We start from the raw sequence: 17,122 nt of genomic DNA, 5'->3' as shown, positions 1-17,122 counted from the left end.
GGCCCTGCCGGTGCACGGCTGTACCGCACCGGCGATGTGGCGCGGTGGCGATCCGACGGTGTGATCGAATATATCGGCCGCTCGGATCACCAGGTGAAGATCCGCGGCTTCCGGATCGAGCTCGGCGAGATCGAGGCACGGCTGATGGAACAGGCCGCAGTGCGCGCAGCCATTGTGGTGGCGTGCGAGGTCGGCGCTGGCCGCCAGTTGGTGGCCTACGTCAGCGGCGAGGCGTCGCTGGATGGCTCAGCGCTCAAGACCGCGCTGTCATCGGTGCTGCCGGACTACATGGTCCCCGCGCGCATCGTGGTGCTGGACCGGCTGCCGCTGACGCCGAACGGCAAGATCGACCGCAAGGCGCTGCCGGCGCCGGACCAGCTTGCGACTGCCGAGCATGTCGCGCCGCGCACGCCAACCGAGGCGGCGCTGGCTGCGATCTGGGCCGATCTGCTGCGCCAGCCCAATATAGGCGTGACCGACAACTTCTTCGAGCTCGGCGGGGATTCGCTTACCGCCGTCCAGCTCATCAGCCGCATCAAGCGCGATCTCGGCCATGATCTGCCGCTGAACCGCCTGTTTGAAATGACGACCGTTGAGACGATGGCGGCTGGCCTCGCCCCGGAGATTCACGTCGACAAGCGCGGCGATGACCTCGCCGCGATGCTCGACATGTTGAAGGAAGTCGAATTTTCCGATGAGTGATCCCGCCACCACGCAGAAGCAGCAGCTTGCCGACATCTCACGGCGATTGATGCGCCTCGACGCGAACAAGCAGCGTGCGTTCCTGACGCAGCTGGCGGCCAAGGGCGTTAACCTCGCCATGCTGCCGATTGCGCGCCAGCAACGGACGCGCGCGCCGCTTTCCTTTGCGCAGTCGCGCCTCTGGTTCCTTTGGCGAATGGATCCTGATAGCACCGCCTACAATATCTCGGCCACGGTGCGCGTGCGCGGCCAACTCGATGTGCATGCGATGCAGCAGGCCTTCGACAGGCTGGTTGCCAGGCACGGCGCGCTTCGCACGGTGTTTCGGCAGGAGGGCAGGGAAGCCGAGCAGATCCTGCTCGATCCGCAGCCGGTCGAGATCAGGCACGCCAAGCTGGATGGCCATGATCGCGAACAGCAGGCTCGCCTGCTGGCGCGCGAGGAAGCCGCACGACCCTTCGATCTCGAGGCCGGCCCGCTCATGCGGGTCGTAGTGCTGACGCTGGAAGAAGACGACAGGTTTGTCGTGGTCAGCCTGCACCATATCGTCGCCGATGGCTGGTCGATGGCGGTGCTGGTCGACGAGTTCTGGCAGCTGTATGCGGCCGTTGCGCGAGGCGGGGCGCCGGCGCTGCCGGAGCTCGATGTTGAATATATCGACTATGCCGAATGGCAACGATTCTGGATGAGCGCGGTCGACGGCGACCGGCAGATCGACTACTGGACGACGCGTCTCAAGCATCCAGCGGTGCTGCAGCTCCCCATCGACCGGGCGCGGCCGGCGGAGCCCGACCTCGCCGGGGCAGCAATTCGCATGGAGCTTGATCCGGCGCTCGCCGATGCCCTGCGTGCTTTGGCGCGTACGCAAAAGACGACGCTGTTCGCCGTCCTGCTGGCGAGCTTCAAGCTGCTGCTCTATCGTTACACTGGACAAACCGACATCAGCGTTGGCGTGCCGGTCGCCAATCGCCACCGGGACGAGACGCGCGGGATGATTGGGCTGTTCGTCAACACCCAGGTGCTGCGCACGCAGCTCGACGGACGCGCGACGATCGCCGACTTCATCGCAACCGTCCATACAGCCACGATCGAAGCCCAGGAGAACCAGGATCTTCCGTTCGAACGGCTGTTGGAGGTGCTGCAGCCGAAGCGCAGCCTGAGCCAAAATCCTCTCTTCCAGGTGCTCTACAATCACCAGCGTCGCCGGGCATCGGACAATTTGCTCGGCTTGACCGGCCTGCAGATCGAGAAAACCGAGCCCCATGTCGACACAGTCAAGTTCGATCTGGCGCTCGACAGCGAGGAGGGACCGTCGGGAGAGATACGGGCGATCTTCACCTATGCGACGGCTCTGTTCGAAGCGGCGACGATCGAACGCCTTGCGGCGCATTGGACCACGCTCCTCGAGACGATGGCTCAGGATTCGTCACAGTCGATCGCCGACATCGCGCTGCTTTCCGAGCAGGAACTGACTCAAGTCCGGAACTGGAACGAAGCCGGCGCCGGTTCGGCGACGCCGTTCATGCCCGTGCATCAGACGGTAGCCGGCTTTGCCGCGCAAACACCCGATGCGCCGGCGCTCGTCTTCGGCGATGACGTTATCTCGTATGAGGAGCTCAACCGTCGCGCCAACCGCCTTGCGCATCGCCTGATCCGTTTGGGTGTCGTCAGTTCCGACCTGGTCGGCCTGTCATCGCAACGTTCGCCATCTCTCGTCGTGGCGCTGCTGGCCGTGCTGAAGACGGGCGCCGCCTATCTGCCGCTCGATCCCGACCACCCGGTCAAGCGGCAGCTCGCCACCATGCGCGACGCCGGCGTGCGTTTTGTGCTGACCGTTGTGGCGGGCGACGCGCTTATCCCGCAACGGTCCGGGGTCGAAGTTATTCCGCTCGATGCTGCTGATCTTGACCAGGAGCCGGAGCGCGATCCCGCGATCGCCGTGGCAGCGCAAAGCCTCGCCTATGTGATCTACACGTCGGGTTCGACCGGAATGCCGAAAGGTGTCGCGGTCGAGCATGGGCCGTTCGCGATGCATTGCGAGGTGACCGCCGGGCTCTACGATATGGACCGGCATTCCCGCGAACTGCATTTCCTGTCCTTCACGTTCGACGGTGCGCATGAACGGCTCTGGACCGCGCTGACCTGCGGCGCCACGCTGGTGATGCGAGACGAGAATCTATGGTCAGCCGAGCAGACGCTCGACGTCATGCGCACGCAGCGCGTCACCAACGCCGGCTTTCCACCGGCTTACCTGCAGCAGCTCGCCGAATTTGCTGAGTGGCGCGGCGATCCACCGCCGGTCTCGCTCTATTCCTTCGGCGGCGAGGCGATGCCGAAAGCTGGCTTCGACAAGGTCAAGCGCGCGCTCAAGCCGAGGACGTTGATCAATGGTTACGGCCCGACGGAAACCGTCGTAACGCCGCTGGTCTGGAAGGTCGATGCCAGCGAACAGATTGAGGGCAATTATGCGCCTATCGGTCGCCCGGTCGGCCGACGGTCGGCCTATGTCCTCGATGCCGATCTGAACATTGTACCGGTCGGCGTGACCGGCGAACTGTTCATCGGCGGCGAAGGGTTGGCGCGGGGCTACTGGCGGCGCGGCGCGCTGACGGCGGAGCGGTTCATCCCCGATCCGTTTGGCGCGCCGGGCATGCGGCTGTACCGCACCGGCGATCTGGCGCGGTGGCGCGCGGATGGCGTGATCGAATATCTCGGTCGCTCCGATCATCAGGTCAAGATCCGCGGTTTCCGGATTGAGCTCGGCGAAATCGAGGCGTGGCTGATGCGTCAGCCCGGCGTGCAATCGGCCGTCGTTGTTGCCCGCGACGCCGGCGCAAGCCAGCAACTGGTCGGTTATGTCTGTGGTGAAGGCGCGTCCGACGAGACGACAATCCTCAGCGCACTCTCGGACGGGCTGCCGGACTACATGGTGCCGGCTCGCATCATCAGACTTGAAAGTCTGCCGCTCACCACGCATGGCAAGGTGGATCGTGAGGCCTTGCCGGCCCCCGAAATGCACGCCGCCGCCGCACACGTCGCGCCGCGCACCGCGACGGAGACGACGCTTGCCGCGATCTGGGCGGAGCTCCTTGGCCAGCCCCTGATTGGCGTCGACGACAACTTCTTCGAACTTGGCGGCGATTCGATCATCTCGCTGCAGATGGTAGGTCGCGCCCGGCAGGCCGGCCTGCTGATCGAGCCGCGTGATGTTTTCCGGCACCAGACATTGCAGGAACTGGCGTTGGCGGCGCGCACGGAACAGACCATGCCGGCCACCGAACCCGAGAAGGATCTGGCGGGCAGCGAGCAACCGCTGTTGCCTATTCAAGCTCGGTTCTTCGGCGAGGATGCCGGCGAACGTCATCACTGGAACCAAGCCGTATTGCTGATGCCGCAGTCGCGGCTGGATTGGGCGGTCGTGGAGCGCACGGTCGCCGCTATCGTGGCCCATCACGATGCGCTGCGCCTTCGCTTCGAAGAGATCGACGATGTCTGGCGGGCCGCCTATGATACCGCGCCTCCAGCCTCGGAACTATTCTGGATTCGGAGCGGCATACGCGATGTAGCCGAGGTGACGGCGCTGGCGTCAGCGGCCCAGGCGAGCCTGTCATTGCAAGGACCGCTGTTGCGCGTGGTCGGAATGGACCTTGCCGACGGCAGCCAGCGGCTCCTGATATCGGTGCATCATCTCGTCATCGACGGCGTGTCGTGGCGGGTCCTGCTGGAAGACGTCGCATCGGTTTACGGTCAGATGGCGCAGGGCGCGGCCTCGGTTGTGTTAACGCCAAAGAGCCAATCCTATTCGTCCTGGGCTGCGCGCCTGAAAGCGCTCGCAGACAGCGCCGAGCTGGCTGCCGAGCTGCCGTATTGGATCGAACGCAAGCCCAACGCCGATCTGCCCTGTGACAACGATCATGGCGACGTCGATCGCGTTGCTGAGGGCGAGGAAATCTCGCTGACATTCGACGCGGGCCTGACGACGCGGCTACTCAAGGAGGCGCCGTCGGCCTACCGCACCCAGGTCAACGATCTGCTGCTGGCGGCGTTGGCGCGCGCGGTATCGTGCTGGAGCGGGATTGACGATGTTCTTGTCGAACTCGAAGGCCATGGCCGGGAAGACATCTTTCCGGGTACGGAGATTTCACGCACGGTGGGCTGGTTCACCGCGGCGTTCCCTGTCCGCCTGCCAAGAGATTCGGACGACGACGCTGCGCTGATCAAGGCCGTTAAGGAAGAGCTGCGGGCGATCCCCGCGCGCGGGCTGGGCTATGGTATTCTGCGCTATCTCGGCACCGAAGAGCAGCGCCATGCGCTTTCCGCAATCCCCGAGCCGCGTATCGTTTTCAATTACCTCGGCCAGTTCGATGCGAGCCTGGGTGAGGGAGCCTCGTTCAAGGTTGCGCCCGAGAGCGCCGGCGCCGCACGCAGTGCGAGCGCGCCTCTCGGCCGCTGGCTGAGCATCAACGGCCAGGTGCGGGATGGCCTGCTGCGGCTGTCGTTCAGTTTCGGTCGCAAGCGCTACCAGCGCGCGACGGTGGAACGCCTCGCAGAGCAGTATGCGGCAGCCTTGCGTGAGCTGGTGGACCATTGCACCGGCGGTGCCCGCGGAATCACACCGTCTGACGTTGAACTCTCGGGATTGAGCCAGGTTGATCTCGACATTCTCAGTGCGACGATCGATTGCCGAGAGATCGAGGACATCTATCCGCTGTCGCCGATGCAGCAGGGCATGCTGTTCCATGCGTTGCGCGATGGCGAAAGCGGAAACTATGTCAACCAGGTCGGCCTGGAAATCCGCGGCATCGATTCCGGTAGGTTGCGAGCGGCCTGGCAGGAAGTAAGCGCCCGGCATGCGGTGCTGCGGACCGGCTTCGCCTGGCGCGAACTGTCGGGCGCGGCGCAGCAGGTGGTGTGTCGTCATGTGAGGTTGCCGTTCGTCGAAGAAGACTGGCGCGAGCAGGCCTCCAGCATGAACCACAGCGAACTCGAGGCCGCGCTGGCACAGGCGTCGCAAACCGAGCGTATCAAGGGTTTCGATCTATCGCATGCGCCCCTGCAGCGGGTGCGGCTGATCAGACTAGGGGAAGACCGCCACTGGCTGATTTGGACGCATCACCACATTCTGCTCGACGGCTGGAGCTCGGCGCGGCTGGTGGCCGAGATACTGCAGCACGAACGCGGCAGCCGATTGCCTGCGGTGCGCGGACGGTATCGCGACTATATCGGCTGGCTGCAAAGGCAAAATCGTGACGCGTCGGCGGCGTTCTGGCGTACCGCCTTGGCCGAGCTGGACGAGCCGACCTTCCTGGCGGATGTGCTGGGAGGGCCTTCGAGCACAGGCGCATCCGGCCACGGTTCGCTGGAACTGTTTCTCACCGCTGATCTGACCGCAGGATTGCAGGCGTTTGCCAGGCGCGAGCGCGTGACGCTGAACACGCTCCTGCAGGGCGCCTGGGCGCAGCTGTTGCGGCGTCATACCGGGCAGCGCGTTGTGTGTTTCGGAGCGACCGTGTCGGGCAGGCCTGCGGAGATCGCCGGGTCCGAAGACATGGTCGGCCTGTTCATCAACACTCTGCCGGTGGTCGATCAGGCACATCCGCAAGCCGAAATCGGTTCTTGGCTTCGCGACCTGCAGGAGCGCAACATTGACTTGCGCGACCATGGCTGGATGCCGCTCTACGAGATTCAGCGTCTGGCGGGACGATCCGGCCGGCCGCTGTTCGACAGCATCCTGGTGTTCGAGAACTATCCGATCGATGAGGCCCTGCGCGGCGAGAATGAAAGCGGCTCCCGCTTCGGTCGGGTCGAGCAGGTCTCGATCACCAATTACGCGCTTACGGTCGCGGTATTCGCCAAGACCGACGGCATCAATCTCGGTTTCCGGTATGACCGCGGCCGGTTCGACCAAGGCCAGATAAGATATTTGCAAGCCTGTTTGTCGCGCCTGCTCGCGCAGATCGTGACGGTTGCCGCCGCACCGCTTGGCGAACTCACCGGGCTCGATGTCGATGAGGCCCGGCAAGTGCTGGCCTGGGGTGAAGGCGCAATCGAGCTGGACAAGAGTCTGGATTTTGGCGGCGGGATCGTCAGCCGGATCGAGGCGTGCGCGGCTGCTTTGCCGTCCTCGATCGCATTGATGTTCGGCGATCAACTGGTCAGCTATGGCGAGTTGAACGCTCGCGCCAATCGTCTGGCGCGACAATTGCGGGACCGCGGTATCGGTCGCGACCAACTGGTCGGTGTCGCGCTGGAGCGCAGCGTCGAGCTGATCGTCGGCGTTCTCGCGGCGCTGAAGGCGGGTGCAGCCTATCTGCCGCTCGACCCGGATTATCCGGTTGACCGGCTGGTGCATATGCTGCGGGACAGTGGCGCCAGGCTGGTGCTGACTCAAAGCCGGCTGCTTGAACGCCTCGCGCCCGTGATTGCCGAGGCGACCGCGGAGGCATGGACGATCGACGCCGAGAATAAGGCCGGGGCAGCGGAGCAGGGCAATCTCGACATTGCGCTTGATCCAGCCGGTCTCGCCTATGTGATGTACACGTCGGGATCGACGGGCATGCCAAAGGGCGTTGCCTGCTCGCATGGCGCGCTGGCCGCACGGCTCGGCTGGATGCAGGCGGAGTATCGCCTCGTTGCCAACGAAACCCTGCTGCAGAAAACGCCGTTCAGCTTCGACGTCTCGGTGTGGGAAATCTTGTGGCCGCTCACCGTTGGCGCTCGCCTTGCGATCGCCGCGCCGGGTGCGCATCGCGAACCGCGGCTTCTCATCGACGCAGTGGTTGCCCACGATGTAACCACGCTGCATTTCGTACCGCCGATGCTCGAGCATTTTATCGCAGAGCCGGAGGTGCAACGCTGCGTGACACTCAAGCGGCTGTTTGCCGGCGGTGAAGCCTTGTCGGCGGAGTTGAAGGCCCGCGTGCTCGCGGCCTTCCCCAGGGTTCGCTTCGACAACCGCTATGGTCCGACCGAGGCCCTGATCAACGCGACGTTCTGGAATTGCAGTGACGACGGCGCGGTGCGCGTGCCGATCGGACGACCGATTCCGGGCACGGCCATTCGCATCCTTGACGCCGGGCTGAATCTGGTTTCGGCCGGGGTGACGGGCGAACTGTTCATCGGCGGCGTCGGGCTGGCGCGCGGCTATTGGCAGCGCCAGGGGTTGACGGCGGAGCGATTCATCCCGGATCCGTTCGGCGGTCCCGGCGAGCGGCTGTACCGGACAGGGGATCTGGCGCGCTGGCGCCCGGACGGTGCCGTCGAGTATGTCGGGCGATCCGACCACCAGATCAAGATCCGCGGCTTCCGCATCGAGCTTGGAGAAATCGAAGCGCGGCTGCTGGAGCAGCCCGGCGTACGTTCCGCGGTGGTGGTTGCGCGCGAGGTGGGACTGGGGCGTCAGCTCTTCGGCTACGCTTGCGGGGCGGACGAACTTGACGGGACGGTTTTGCGCGCGGCGCTGTCGTCCGTGTTGCCTGACTACATGGTGCCATCGCGAATCCTGACGCTGGATCGGCTGCCGCTGGCGCCGAACGGCAAGGTCGACCGCCGTGCGCTCCCGGAACCGGATACGATCGGCACCGGCTCGGAGCACCAGGCGCCGCGTACCCAGGCGGAAATGGCGCTCGCGGCGATCTGGGCCGAGCTGCTCGGCCGGCCTGTTGTGGGCCTATCCGACAATTTCTTCGAACTCGGCGGCGATTCGATCATCTCGCTGCAGATGGTGAGCCGCGCCCGACGCACCGGTTACCTGATCGAACCGCGCGATGTGTTCCAGCATCAGACGCTGGAAGCCCTGGCGTATGCGGCACGTACCGAGCGGCAGAGCGAGACGCGCGCCGAGCAAGGGTTGATTGTCGGCGCACATCCGTTGCTGCCGATCCAGACGCGGTTCTTTGCAGAGGATGTTGGAGAACGGGATCACTGGAACCAGGCGGTGCTGTTACGGCCAAAAGACCGGGTTGATTGGCAGGTCATGGGACGCGCGATAGCGGCCGTGCTGGCCCATCACGACGCGTTGCGGCTTCGCTTCGAAGCGAGGGACGGCGTGTGGCGCGCGGAGCACCGCGCTGCGCCTGACATGGCTGAGTTGTTGTGGGTCCGAAGCGCTGTTGATAGCGAAGCCGTCACGGCTCTTGGATCGTCGGCGCAGGCGAGCCTGTCGCTGGCCAATGGTCCGCTGCTGCGTGCGGTCGGGATCGATGTTGCCGACGGCAGCCAACGTTTGCTGATCGCGATTCATCATCTCGTGGTCGACGGCGTGTCGTGGCGGGTGCTGCTGGAAGACGTCGCGGCGGCGTACAGCCAGTTGACGCAAGGCAACGCGGTTGCGCTTCCGCCGAAGAGCCAGGCCTATTCCCTGTGGGGGGCCCGGCTCGATGCTTACGCAGCGTCGTCCGAGCTCGCGGCAGAACTGCCCTATTGGGTGGAGCGCAGCGGAGTTACGGATTTTCCGTGCGACGACGATCATGGCGGTGTCGACACCATCGCCGACGCCGATGAAATCTCGCTGTCGTTCGAGGCTGAACTGACGCAACGCCTGCTGACGGACGCGCCTTCCGCCTATCGCACGCAAGTAAACGACCTTCTCCTCGCCGGCCTTGCGCGCGCCGTTTCGCAATGGAGCGGTCAAGACGATGTCCTGGTGGAGCTGGAAGGTCACGGCCGCGAGGATTTGTTCGGCGATATCGATATCTCGCGCACGGTCGGCTGGTTTACGACCGCGTTTCCTGTGCGTCTGGCCGGCGGCTCGCAGGATCTGTCGTCGTTGATCAAGACCGTGAAAGAAGAACTTCGCGCCATTCCCGGCCGCGGGCTGGGCTACGGCGTGTTGCGCTATCTCGGCTCGGAAGAGCAACGCATGGCCCTGTCGAGAGCGATCGAGCCGAAGATCACGTTCAATTATCTTGGCCAGATCGACGGCGGCGCCGGAGAGGCGTTCGCCATGGCGCCGGAAAGCGCGGGCTCCTCGCGGAGTGCATCGAGCCCTCTGCGGCGCTGGCTCAGCGTCAACGGCACGGTGCGCGAGGGCCAGTTGCGGCTGTCATTCGGCTTCGGCAGCAAGCGCTATCGGCGCGAGACGGTCGAACGGCTGGCCGTGTTGTATAACGCGGCGCTGCGGGAACTGGTCGATCACTGCTCGAGTGGTGTTTGCGGAATCACGCCGTCCGATGTGGCGTTGTCCGGGCTCAGCCAGACCGATCTCGACCAGCTCGAGCTCGACTGGCGCAAGATCGAGGATGTCTATCCGTTGTCGCCGATGCAGCAGGGCATGCTGTTCCATGCGATGCACGACGGCGAGAGCGGGCTTTATGTCAACCAGGTCGCTGCCGAGATACACGGCCTTGATGCCGGCAAGCTTCGTCTGGCCTGGCAGGCGGTCAGCGACCGCCATGCGGTGCTGCGCACCGGGTTTGTCTGGCGTGACCTGTCGGGTTCGGCGCAACAGGTGGTCTATCGCCACGCCGAGGTGCCGTTCATCGAGGAGGATTGGCGCGCGCGCCTTGCGGTGCTGGAGCCATCCGCACTGGATGCAGCCCTGACGGACGTCTCGTGCCAGGAACGCCTCGAAGGCTTTGACCTGTCGCGGCCGCCGTTGCAGCGGGTCCGGCTGATCCGTCTTGGCGAAGACCGTCACTGGCTGATCTGGACCCATCATCACATCCTGCTCGACGGATGGAGTTCGGCGCGACTGATCGCCGAAGTGTTGAAGTATAGCGGCGACGGCCGGTTGCCTGCCTTGCAGCGCCGCTATCGGGATTACATCGGCTGGCTGCAGAGCAGGGATCGTGACGCCGCAGCCATCTTCTGGCGGACTGCGATGGCGGAGCGGGGCGAGGCGGGCTTCCTCTCGAATGGCTCGGCGGAGCGGTCGAGCGGAGAAGCAACGGGTCACGGTGCGCTGGCGCTGGAAATGGACGTCGCGCTGACCGGGCGGCTGCAGCAATTCGCGGCGCGCGAGCGCGTGACGCTGAACACTTTGGTGCAGGCGGCATGGGCGCAATTGCTGCGCCAGCATACCGGGCAGGGCACGGTCTGCTTCGGCGTCACCGTGTCGGGCCGGCCGTCGGAACTGGCAGGCTCCGAGGACATGGTGGGCCTGTTCATCAACACCTTGCCGGTCGTCGACAGCGTCGCTCCGCAGCAGAAAGTCGGCGCATGGTTGCGCGAGCTGCAGGATCGCAATCTGACCATGCGCGAATTCGGCTGGACGCCGCTCTATGAAATCCAGCGCCTGGCGGGACGACCCGGACGGCCGCTGTTCGACAGCATCCTGGTGTTCGAGAATTATCCGGTCGACAGCGCGCTGAAGGAGAAGAACCAGCGCGTCCGTGTCGGCGAGACAAGGATCACCGAGACCAGCAACTATCCGCTGTTCGCGAGCGTCGGTCTCGACGAGCGGCTGCGGCTGGTGCTCAACTATCAGCGCAAGCATTTTGATGAGGCCCAGGTGGCGCGGCTGCAGGCCGCCTTCGTGCGGTTACTGGAGGCGTTGAGCGCCGATGCGGATCGACCGGTCGGTATGATCGCGGCAAACGATCCTGCTGATGAGGCGCTGCTTTGGCGCATGAACAGTACCCGTCGTGATCGACCACGCCGGGGAATTGTCGCGCAGTTCGAAGAGCAGGTTCGCCGGTCCCCGGCTTCGATCGCGCTGGTGTTTGGCGATGAGGAGCTGAGCTATGGCGAGCTGAACAAGCGGGCCAACAGGCTGGCGCGGGGGTTGCGGGGTTACGGTGTCGGGACGGACGTGGTGGTCGGTCTGGCGCTGGAGCGCGGCGTCGCAATGATGGTAGCGTTGCTGGCGGTGCTGAAGGCCGGCGGGACGTATCTGCCGCTCGATCCGGATTACCCGCCGGAGCGGCTTTCGCACATGCTGGGCGACAGCGGCGCGGGACTGGTGCTGACGCAGACGTCGTTGCTGGAGCAGTTTGCGCCGGTGCTCAAGGAGACCGGCGCCGAGTCGTGGCTGCTCGACGAGGCGGCTGGTGGTGAGGGCGCTGATGCCGCCAATCTCGATGTCGCTGTCCACCCCGAGAGCCTGGCCTATGTGATCTACACCTCAGGCTCGACCGGCCTGCCCAAGGGCGTGATGGTCCGCCACGACGCGGTGACGAACTTCCTGGCGACGATGGCGGAACAGCCGGGAATGACGCCACAGGACCGCGTGCTCGGCCTGACTTCGCTGTCGTTCGACATTGCGGTGCTGGAACTGTGGCTGCCGCTCACGCTGGGCGCGCGCGTGGTGCTGGCGGATCGTGCCGCCGCGCATGATCCGGGTCAACTGAAGGCGCTGGTGACAGCCCAAGGCGTGACGATGATTCAGGCGACCCCGTCGACCTGGCGGATGCTGCTCGATCACGACAGGCCACAACTTCCGGCAAGCTGCCGCGTGCTGTGCGGCGGCGAGGCGCTGCCACCGGATCTTTCGCGGCGGCTGGTGGCACAGGCCGGTGAGGTCTGGAATCTGTACGGTCCGACCGAGACCACCGTGTGGTCGGCCCGTCATCGCCTCGACGCGCAGGACGACCGTCCGTTGCTGGGCGGTCCGATCGGCAACACCACGCTGCACATCCTGGACAGCGATCTCAACCTTGCGCCGGTCGGGGTTGCCGGCGAACTCTATATCGGCGGCGAGGGCCTTGCGCGGGGCTACTGGCAGCGCGGCGCGCTGACGGCGGAACGTTTTATTCCCGATCCGTTCGGCCCTGCCGGTGCACGGCTGTACCGCACCGGCGATGTGGCGCGGTGGCGATCCGACGGTGTGATCGAATATATCGGCCGCTCGGATCACCAGGTGAAGATCCGCGGCTTCCGGATCGAGCTCGGCGAGATCGAGGCACGGCTGATGGAACAGGCCGCAGTGCGCGCAGCCATTGTGGTGGCGCGCGAGGTCGGCGCTGGCCGCCAGTTGGTGGCCTATGTCAGCGGCGAGGCGTCGCTGGATGGCTCAGCGATCAAGACCGCGCTGTCATCGGTGCTGCCGGACTACATGGTCCCCGCGCGCATCATGGTCTTAGACCGGCTGCCGCTGACGCCGAACGGCAAGATCGACCGCAAGGTGCTGCCGGCGCCGGATCAGCTTGCCACTGCCGAGCATGTCGCGCCGCGCACGGCAACCGAGGCGGCGCTGGCTGCGATCTGGGCCGATCTGCTGCGCCAACCCAACATCGGTGTGACAGACAACTTCTTTGAGCTCGGCGGGGACTCGATCATTTCCCTGCAAATGGTCAGCCGCGCACGCCGCGAAGGCGTCTTGATTGAGCCGCGGGACTGCTTTCAGCATCAAACGATCGAAACGCTTGCAGCGGTCTCCCGGCAAGTCCGGCCACCAATGGAAGCGCCGGCGCCGGTGCGGGGCTCACTCTCGGGCCTGACCAGCGAACAGCTCGAAAAGCTCGGTCTCGACTGGAGCCGGATCGAGGACATCTACCCGTTGTCGCCGATGCAGCAGGGCATGCTGTTCCACAGCCTGCGCGACGCCGGCGGTGGCGTTTACGTCAATCAGGTCAGTGTTGAAATCCGTGGGCTCGACTCCGAACGCTTCCGGTCTGCATGGCGCGAGGTGACCGCGCGTCATCCGATGCTTCGGACCGGATTCCTGTGGCGCGAGCTATCCGGATCGCCGCTGCAAGCCGTCTATCGCGACGCCGCCGCGCCGTTCGAACAGGAAGACTGGCGCGGGCAAATCGTTACCGACGAACGCATTGCGGCGGCTCTGGCCGGCGAGCGTGCTGCCGAATTTGACCTCTCGGCGCCGCCCCTGCAAAGGGTCCGGCTGCTGCGCCTCGAGGACGACTTCTATCGCTTGATCTGGACCTATCATCACATCCTGATGGACGGCTGGAGCTCGGCGCGCTTTGTCGGCGAGGTGCTGGAGCGCTATTACGGCGGGTCGCCCGCGGCGAACCCGACGCGTTACCGCGACTATATCGCGTGGCTGGTGGCGCAGGACGCGCAAGCGGCCGAAGGCTCCTGGCGCGAACAACTCAAGTCCTTTGACGAGCCGACGCAACTCGCCGATGCCTTCGGTTCTCGCCGTCATCCGGCTTCCGGCCACGCGCGCTGTTACACGCGGCTCGGCGCGACGGCGACCGCGCAGTTGAAGGCGTTTGCTCGCCGTGAGCGGATCACGCTTAATACCATTGTCCAGGGTGTGTGGGCCTTGTTGCTGCAGCGTTATACGGGTCAGCAGACCGTGACTTTCGGCGTCACCGTCGCCGGTCGCCCGGCCGGCCTCGATGGATCGCAGCAGATGCTCGGTCTCTTCATCAACACGTTGCCCGTGATCGAATCGCCGTCGCACGCAAGCACGGTCGGAGAATGGTTACGGGCGCTTCAGGATCGTAACCTCGCGATCAGGGATTTCGAGCACACGCCGCTCTACGACATTCAGAGCTGGGCCGGACGCGGCGGTCAGACGATGTTCGACAGCATCATCGTATTCGAGAACTATCCGATTGAACGCGGCATGCTGCAGAAGGGGGATGGCTCGCTGCAGTTCGGTGGCCTGAAGAATGTCGACGTGACGAACTATCCGATGGACCTGTCGGTGCTCGTCGAGGAAACGCTTCAGGTCGAATACACCTATATGCCGAGCCATTTTACGGCAGCGCAGGCCGAGCAGATCAGGCTGCAGTTCGAGCATCTGCTGGCGGCGCTGACGCGGGACGCGTCGGTGCTGCTCGGCAGCATCGATCCGGTCACGACGGTCGATGCCGGTCTTGCCGACAACTGCAACCGCCACGCGGTGCCTGCCGTCGCATTGCCGCTGGTGCATGAGGCGATCAGCGCACATGCGAGGCGTCACCCGGAACGAACCGCTCTTACCATCGGCGGCAAGGTGCTCTCGTTCGGAGCGCTCGACACCAAAGCCAATCGTCTTGCCCATCACCTGATTGGCCGCGGGCTCAAGCCCGAGCAGCGCGTCGGCGTCGTGGTCGAACGAACCGAAGCCACGATGGTCGCGCTGCTCGCCGTCCTCAAGGCGGGCGGCGCGTACGTTCCGCTCGATCCGGAGCTCCCGCCCGAGCGCCGCAGGTTTGTCATGCGCGATGCCGGGATTTCGTTCCTGCTGACGGGGCAGCTCGAAGAGGACCTGGACGATGTCGAAAGGATTTCTCTTTCCACATTCGATTTCGGTGCGGGTCCGGACCATGCGCCGCAATCGGATTTGAGCTCCGAAAACCTCGCTTATCTGATCTACACCTCCGGTTCGACCGGAACACCAAAAGGTGTGGCGGTTGCCCACGGGCCGCTCGCGATGCACTGTCACGTCACGGGAAGCCTCTACGAGATCGACGAGGACTCGTGCGAATTGCATTTCCTGTCGCTGGCTTTCGACGGCGCGCACGAACGCTGGTTGACGGTGCTGTCGCACGGCGCGCGGCTCCTGATGCGTGACGCGGAGTTGTGGACGCCGGAGCAAACCGTCGAAGCTTTGCACGCCCATGGCGTCAGCCATATCGGCCTGCCGCCCGCCTACCTTCAGCAGGTCGCGGAGTGGGTCGAGCAGGCGGCCAACCCGCCCCCGGTCAAACTGTATTCCTTCGGCGGTGAGGCGATGCCGAAGGCGGGTTTCGACAAGGTCAAGCGCGTCCTGAAACCGCGCATCCTGATCAACGGTTACGGTCCGACCGAAACCGTGGTCACGCCGCTGGTCTGGAAGGTTGATGGCGACGCCGAATGCGATACGCCCTACGTGCCGATCGGTCTGCCGGTCGGTGATCGCAGCGCCTACATTCTCGATGGCTCGCTCAATATCATTCCCGCCGGCGTCGCAGGAGAGCTCTATCTCGGAGGCCTTGGGCTGGCGCGTGGTTATCACGGCAAAGCGGGCATGACGGCCGAGCGTTTCGTGCCCGACCCGTTCGCAGCGGCGCCCGGCGCCCGCCTGTACCGCACCGGCGACCTGGCGCGATGGTGTGAGGACGGCACCATCGAGTATCTCGGCCGCAGCGACGACCAGGTCAAGATCAACGGCTTCCGGATCGAGCTTGGCGAGATCCAGACCTCGCTTCTTCGTCACGAGGAGATCGAGCAGGCGGCGGTGGTGGCGCTGCCGGGCGATGCCGGAAGCCAGCTCGTTGCCTATGTCGCGCCGAAGGCGGCAAAGGACGCGTCGGGAGCGCCTGCCGAAGCGCTGGTCGACAGATTGACCGAATTCCTAAGGCGGACATTGCCGGTCTACATGGTGCCGGCACGGATCATGGTGCTGGACCGCCTGCCGGTCATGTCGAGCGGAAAGATCGACCGGCGCGCGCTGCCGGCGCCCGACACCGCGGCGCGAAGCTTCGTTGCCCCGCAGGGGGCGGTGGAAACCGCGATGGCCCGTCTGTGGGCCGATATACTCAAGCTGCCGCAAGTCGGCGTCACCGACAATTTCTTCGAACTTGGCGGCAACTCGATCCTTAGTCTCAAGGTCGTTGCCCGGCTCCGTCAGGACAAGAGTTTTGGCATCGAGATCAAGCTTCGCGATCTCCTGCAAAAACCGACGATCCATGCGCTGCTGGCTGATACCAGCGCCGCCGCTGCAGCAGCGCCGTCGGCGTTGCTGCCACTGAACGTTGCGGTTTCTGGAACGCAGCCGGTGTTCTGCGTGCATGGCGGTTTCGGCACCGTCTTCGATTATGGACCGCTGGCGCGGCGCCTCCAGGGACGCCGGCAGGTGATCGGGCTGCAATCGCGGATGCTTGTCGACAGTTCGTGGAGCGACCGGTCGCTCGAGGCGATGGCGGCGGATTATGCGCGCGAGATCAGGCAGGTGCAGCCCCGCGGTCCGTACAGCCTGATCGGTTGGTCGCTGGGAGGACTTCTCGTCACGCTCGTTGCGGCCGAACTCGAACGAAGCGGTGAGCGTGTGGTTCGTCTTGCCTTGGTCGACAGCTTCGTGCTGCGGACACACGGCGGATCGGATCGGCAGGATACCGTTGACCACTGGGCCGATGATCTCGCGGGATTACTGTCGGCCGTTGTTCCGAACGCTGCATCGGGCCGCATCCGTCCGCATGTGGAAGCGGCGAAACGCGCCGGCATGCCGGAGACGTCCGAAAACGTCCGGCGTCTGGCCGCACAGGTACTGGAAGCGGTGCAGGGACCATTGCCGGACGACACACTGCTCGGCGTCGACGACCTGTCCAGCGCCTTCGCTGTCGGGCGGCATCTGAAAACCCTGACCCAAAACGCAGCACCGCCGCACCGTCTCGCGGCCGCGCCATTGTGCTGGTGGACGTCAGGCCGTCTTGCGCAGCGTGATCGGCTGGAGGCGCAGCTCCCGAACGCCGTTGACCGCGGCATTGTTGGGGACGACCATTTTACGATCCTCAGGGATGCCGATTTTCTCGATGAGATCTGCGCGCTGCTGGCTCCGGAGGCGACATCGACAACGTCGCAGGACCAGGTGCCGGAACCGGCGGAGTGA

2 protein-coding genes are annotated in these 17,122 nt (G+C 64.8%); both read left to right on the top strand.

Going from position 1 to position 17,122, the window contains the following annotated elements; genetic code table 11:
• A partial coding sequence (locus JQ609_RS29945) for a phosphopantetheine-binding protein (RefSeq protein WP_212276349.1) occupies positions 1–702 on the top strand: 702 nt, incomplete at its 5' end.
• Positions 695–17,122: a non-ribosomal peptide synthase/polyketide synthase gene (locus JQ609_RS29940; RefSeq protein ID WP_212276348.1), complete on the top strand. Its 16,428-nt coding sequence runs from the start codon at positions 695–697 to the stop codon at positions 17,120–17,122. The genes JQ609_RS29945 and JQ609_RS29940, both read left to right, overlap by 8 nt.

It is taken from the genome of Bradyrhizobium sp. AUGA SZCCT0169, from assembly GCF_018130085.1.
Classification (GTDB): Bacteria; Pseudomonadota; Alphaproteobacteria; order Rhizobiales; family Xanthobacteraceae; genus Bradyrhizobium.
The sequence above is the reverse complement of the archived record's forward strand: the minus strand, read 5'-3'. Positions and strand labels throughout refer to the sequence as shown.

Bases quoted from the DNA above. Each gene is read 5' to 3' on its own strand.
- JQ609_RS29940 (WP_212276348.1), top strand. From the start codon at position 695: ATGAGTGATCCCGCCACCACGCAGAAGCAGCAGCTTGCCGACATCTCA.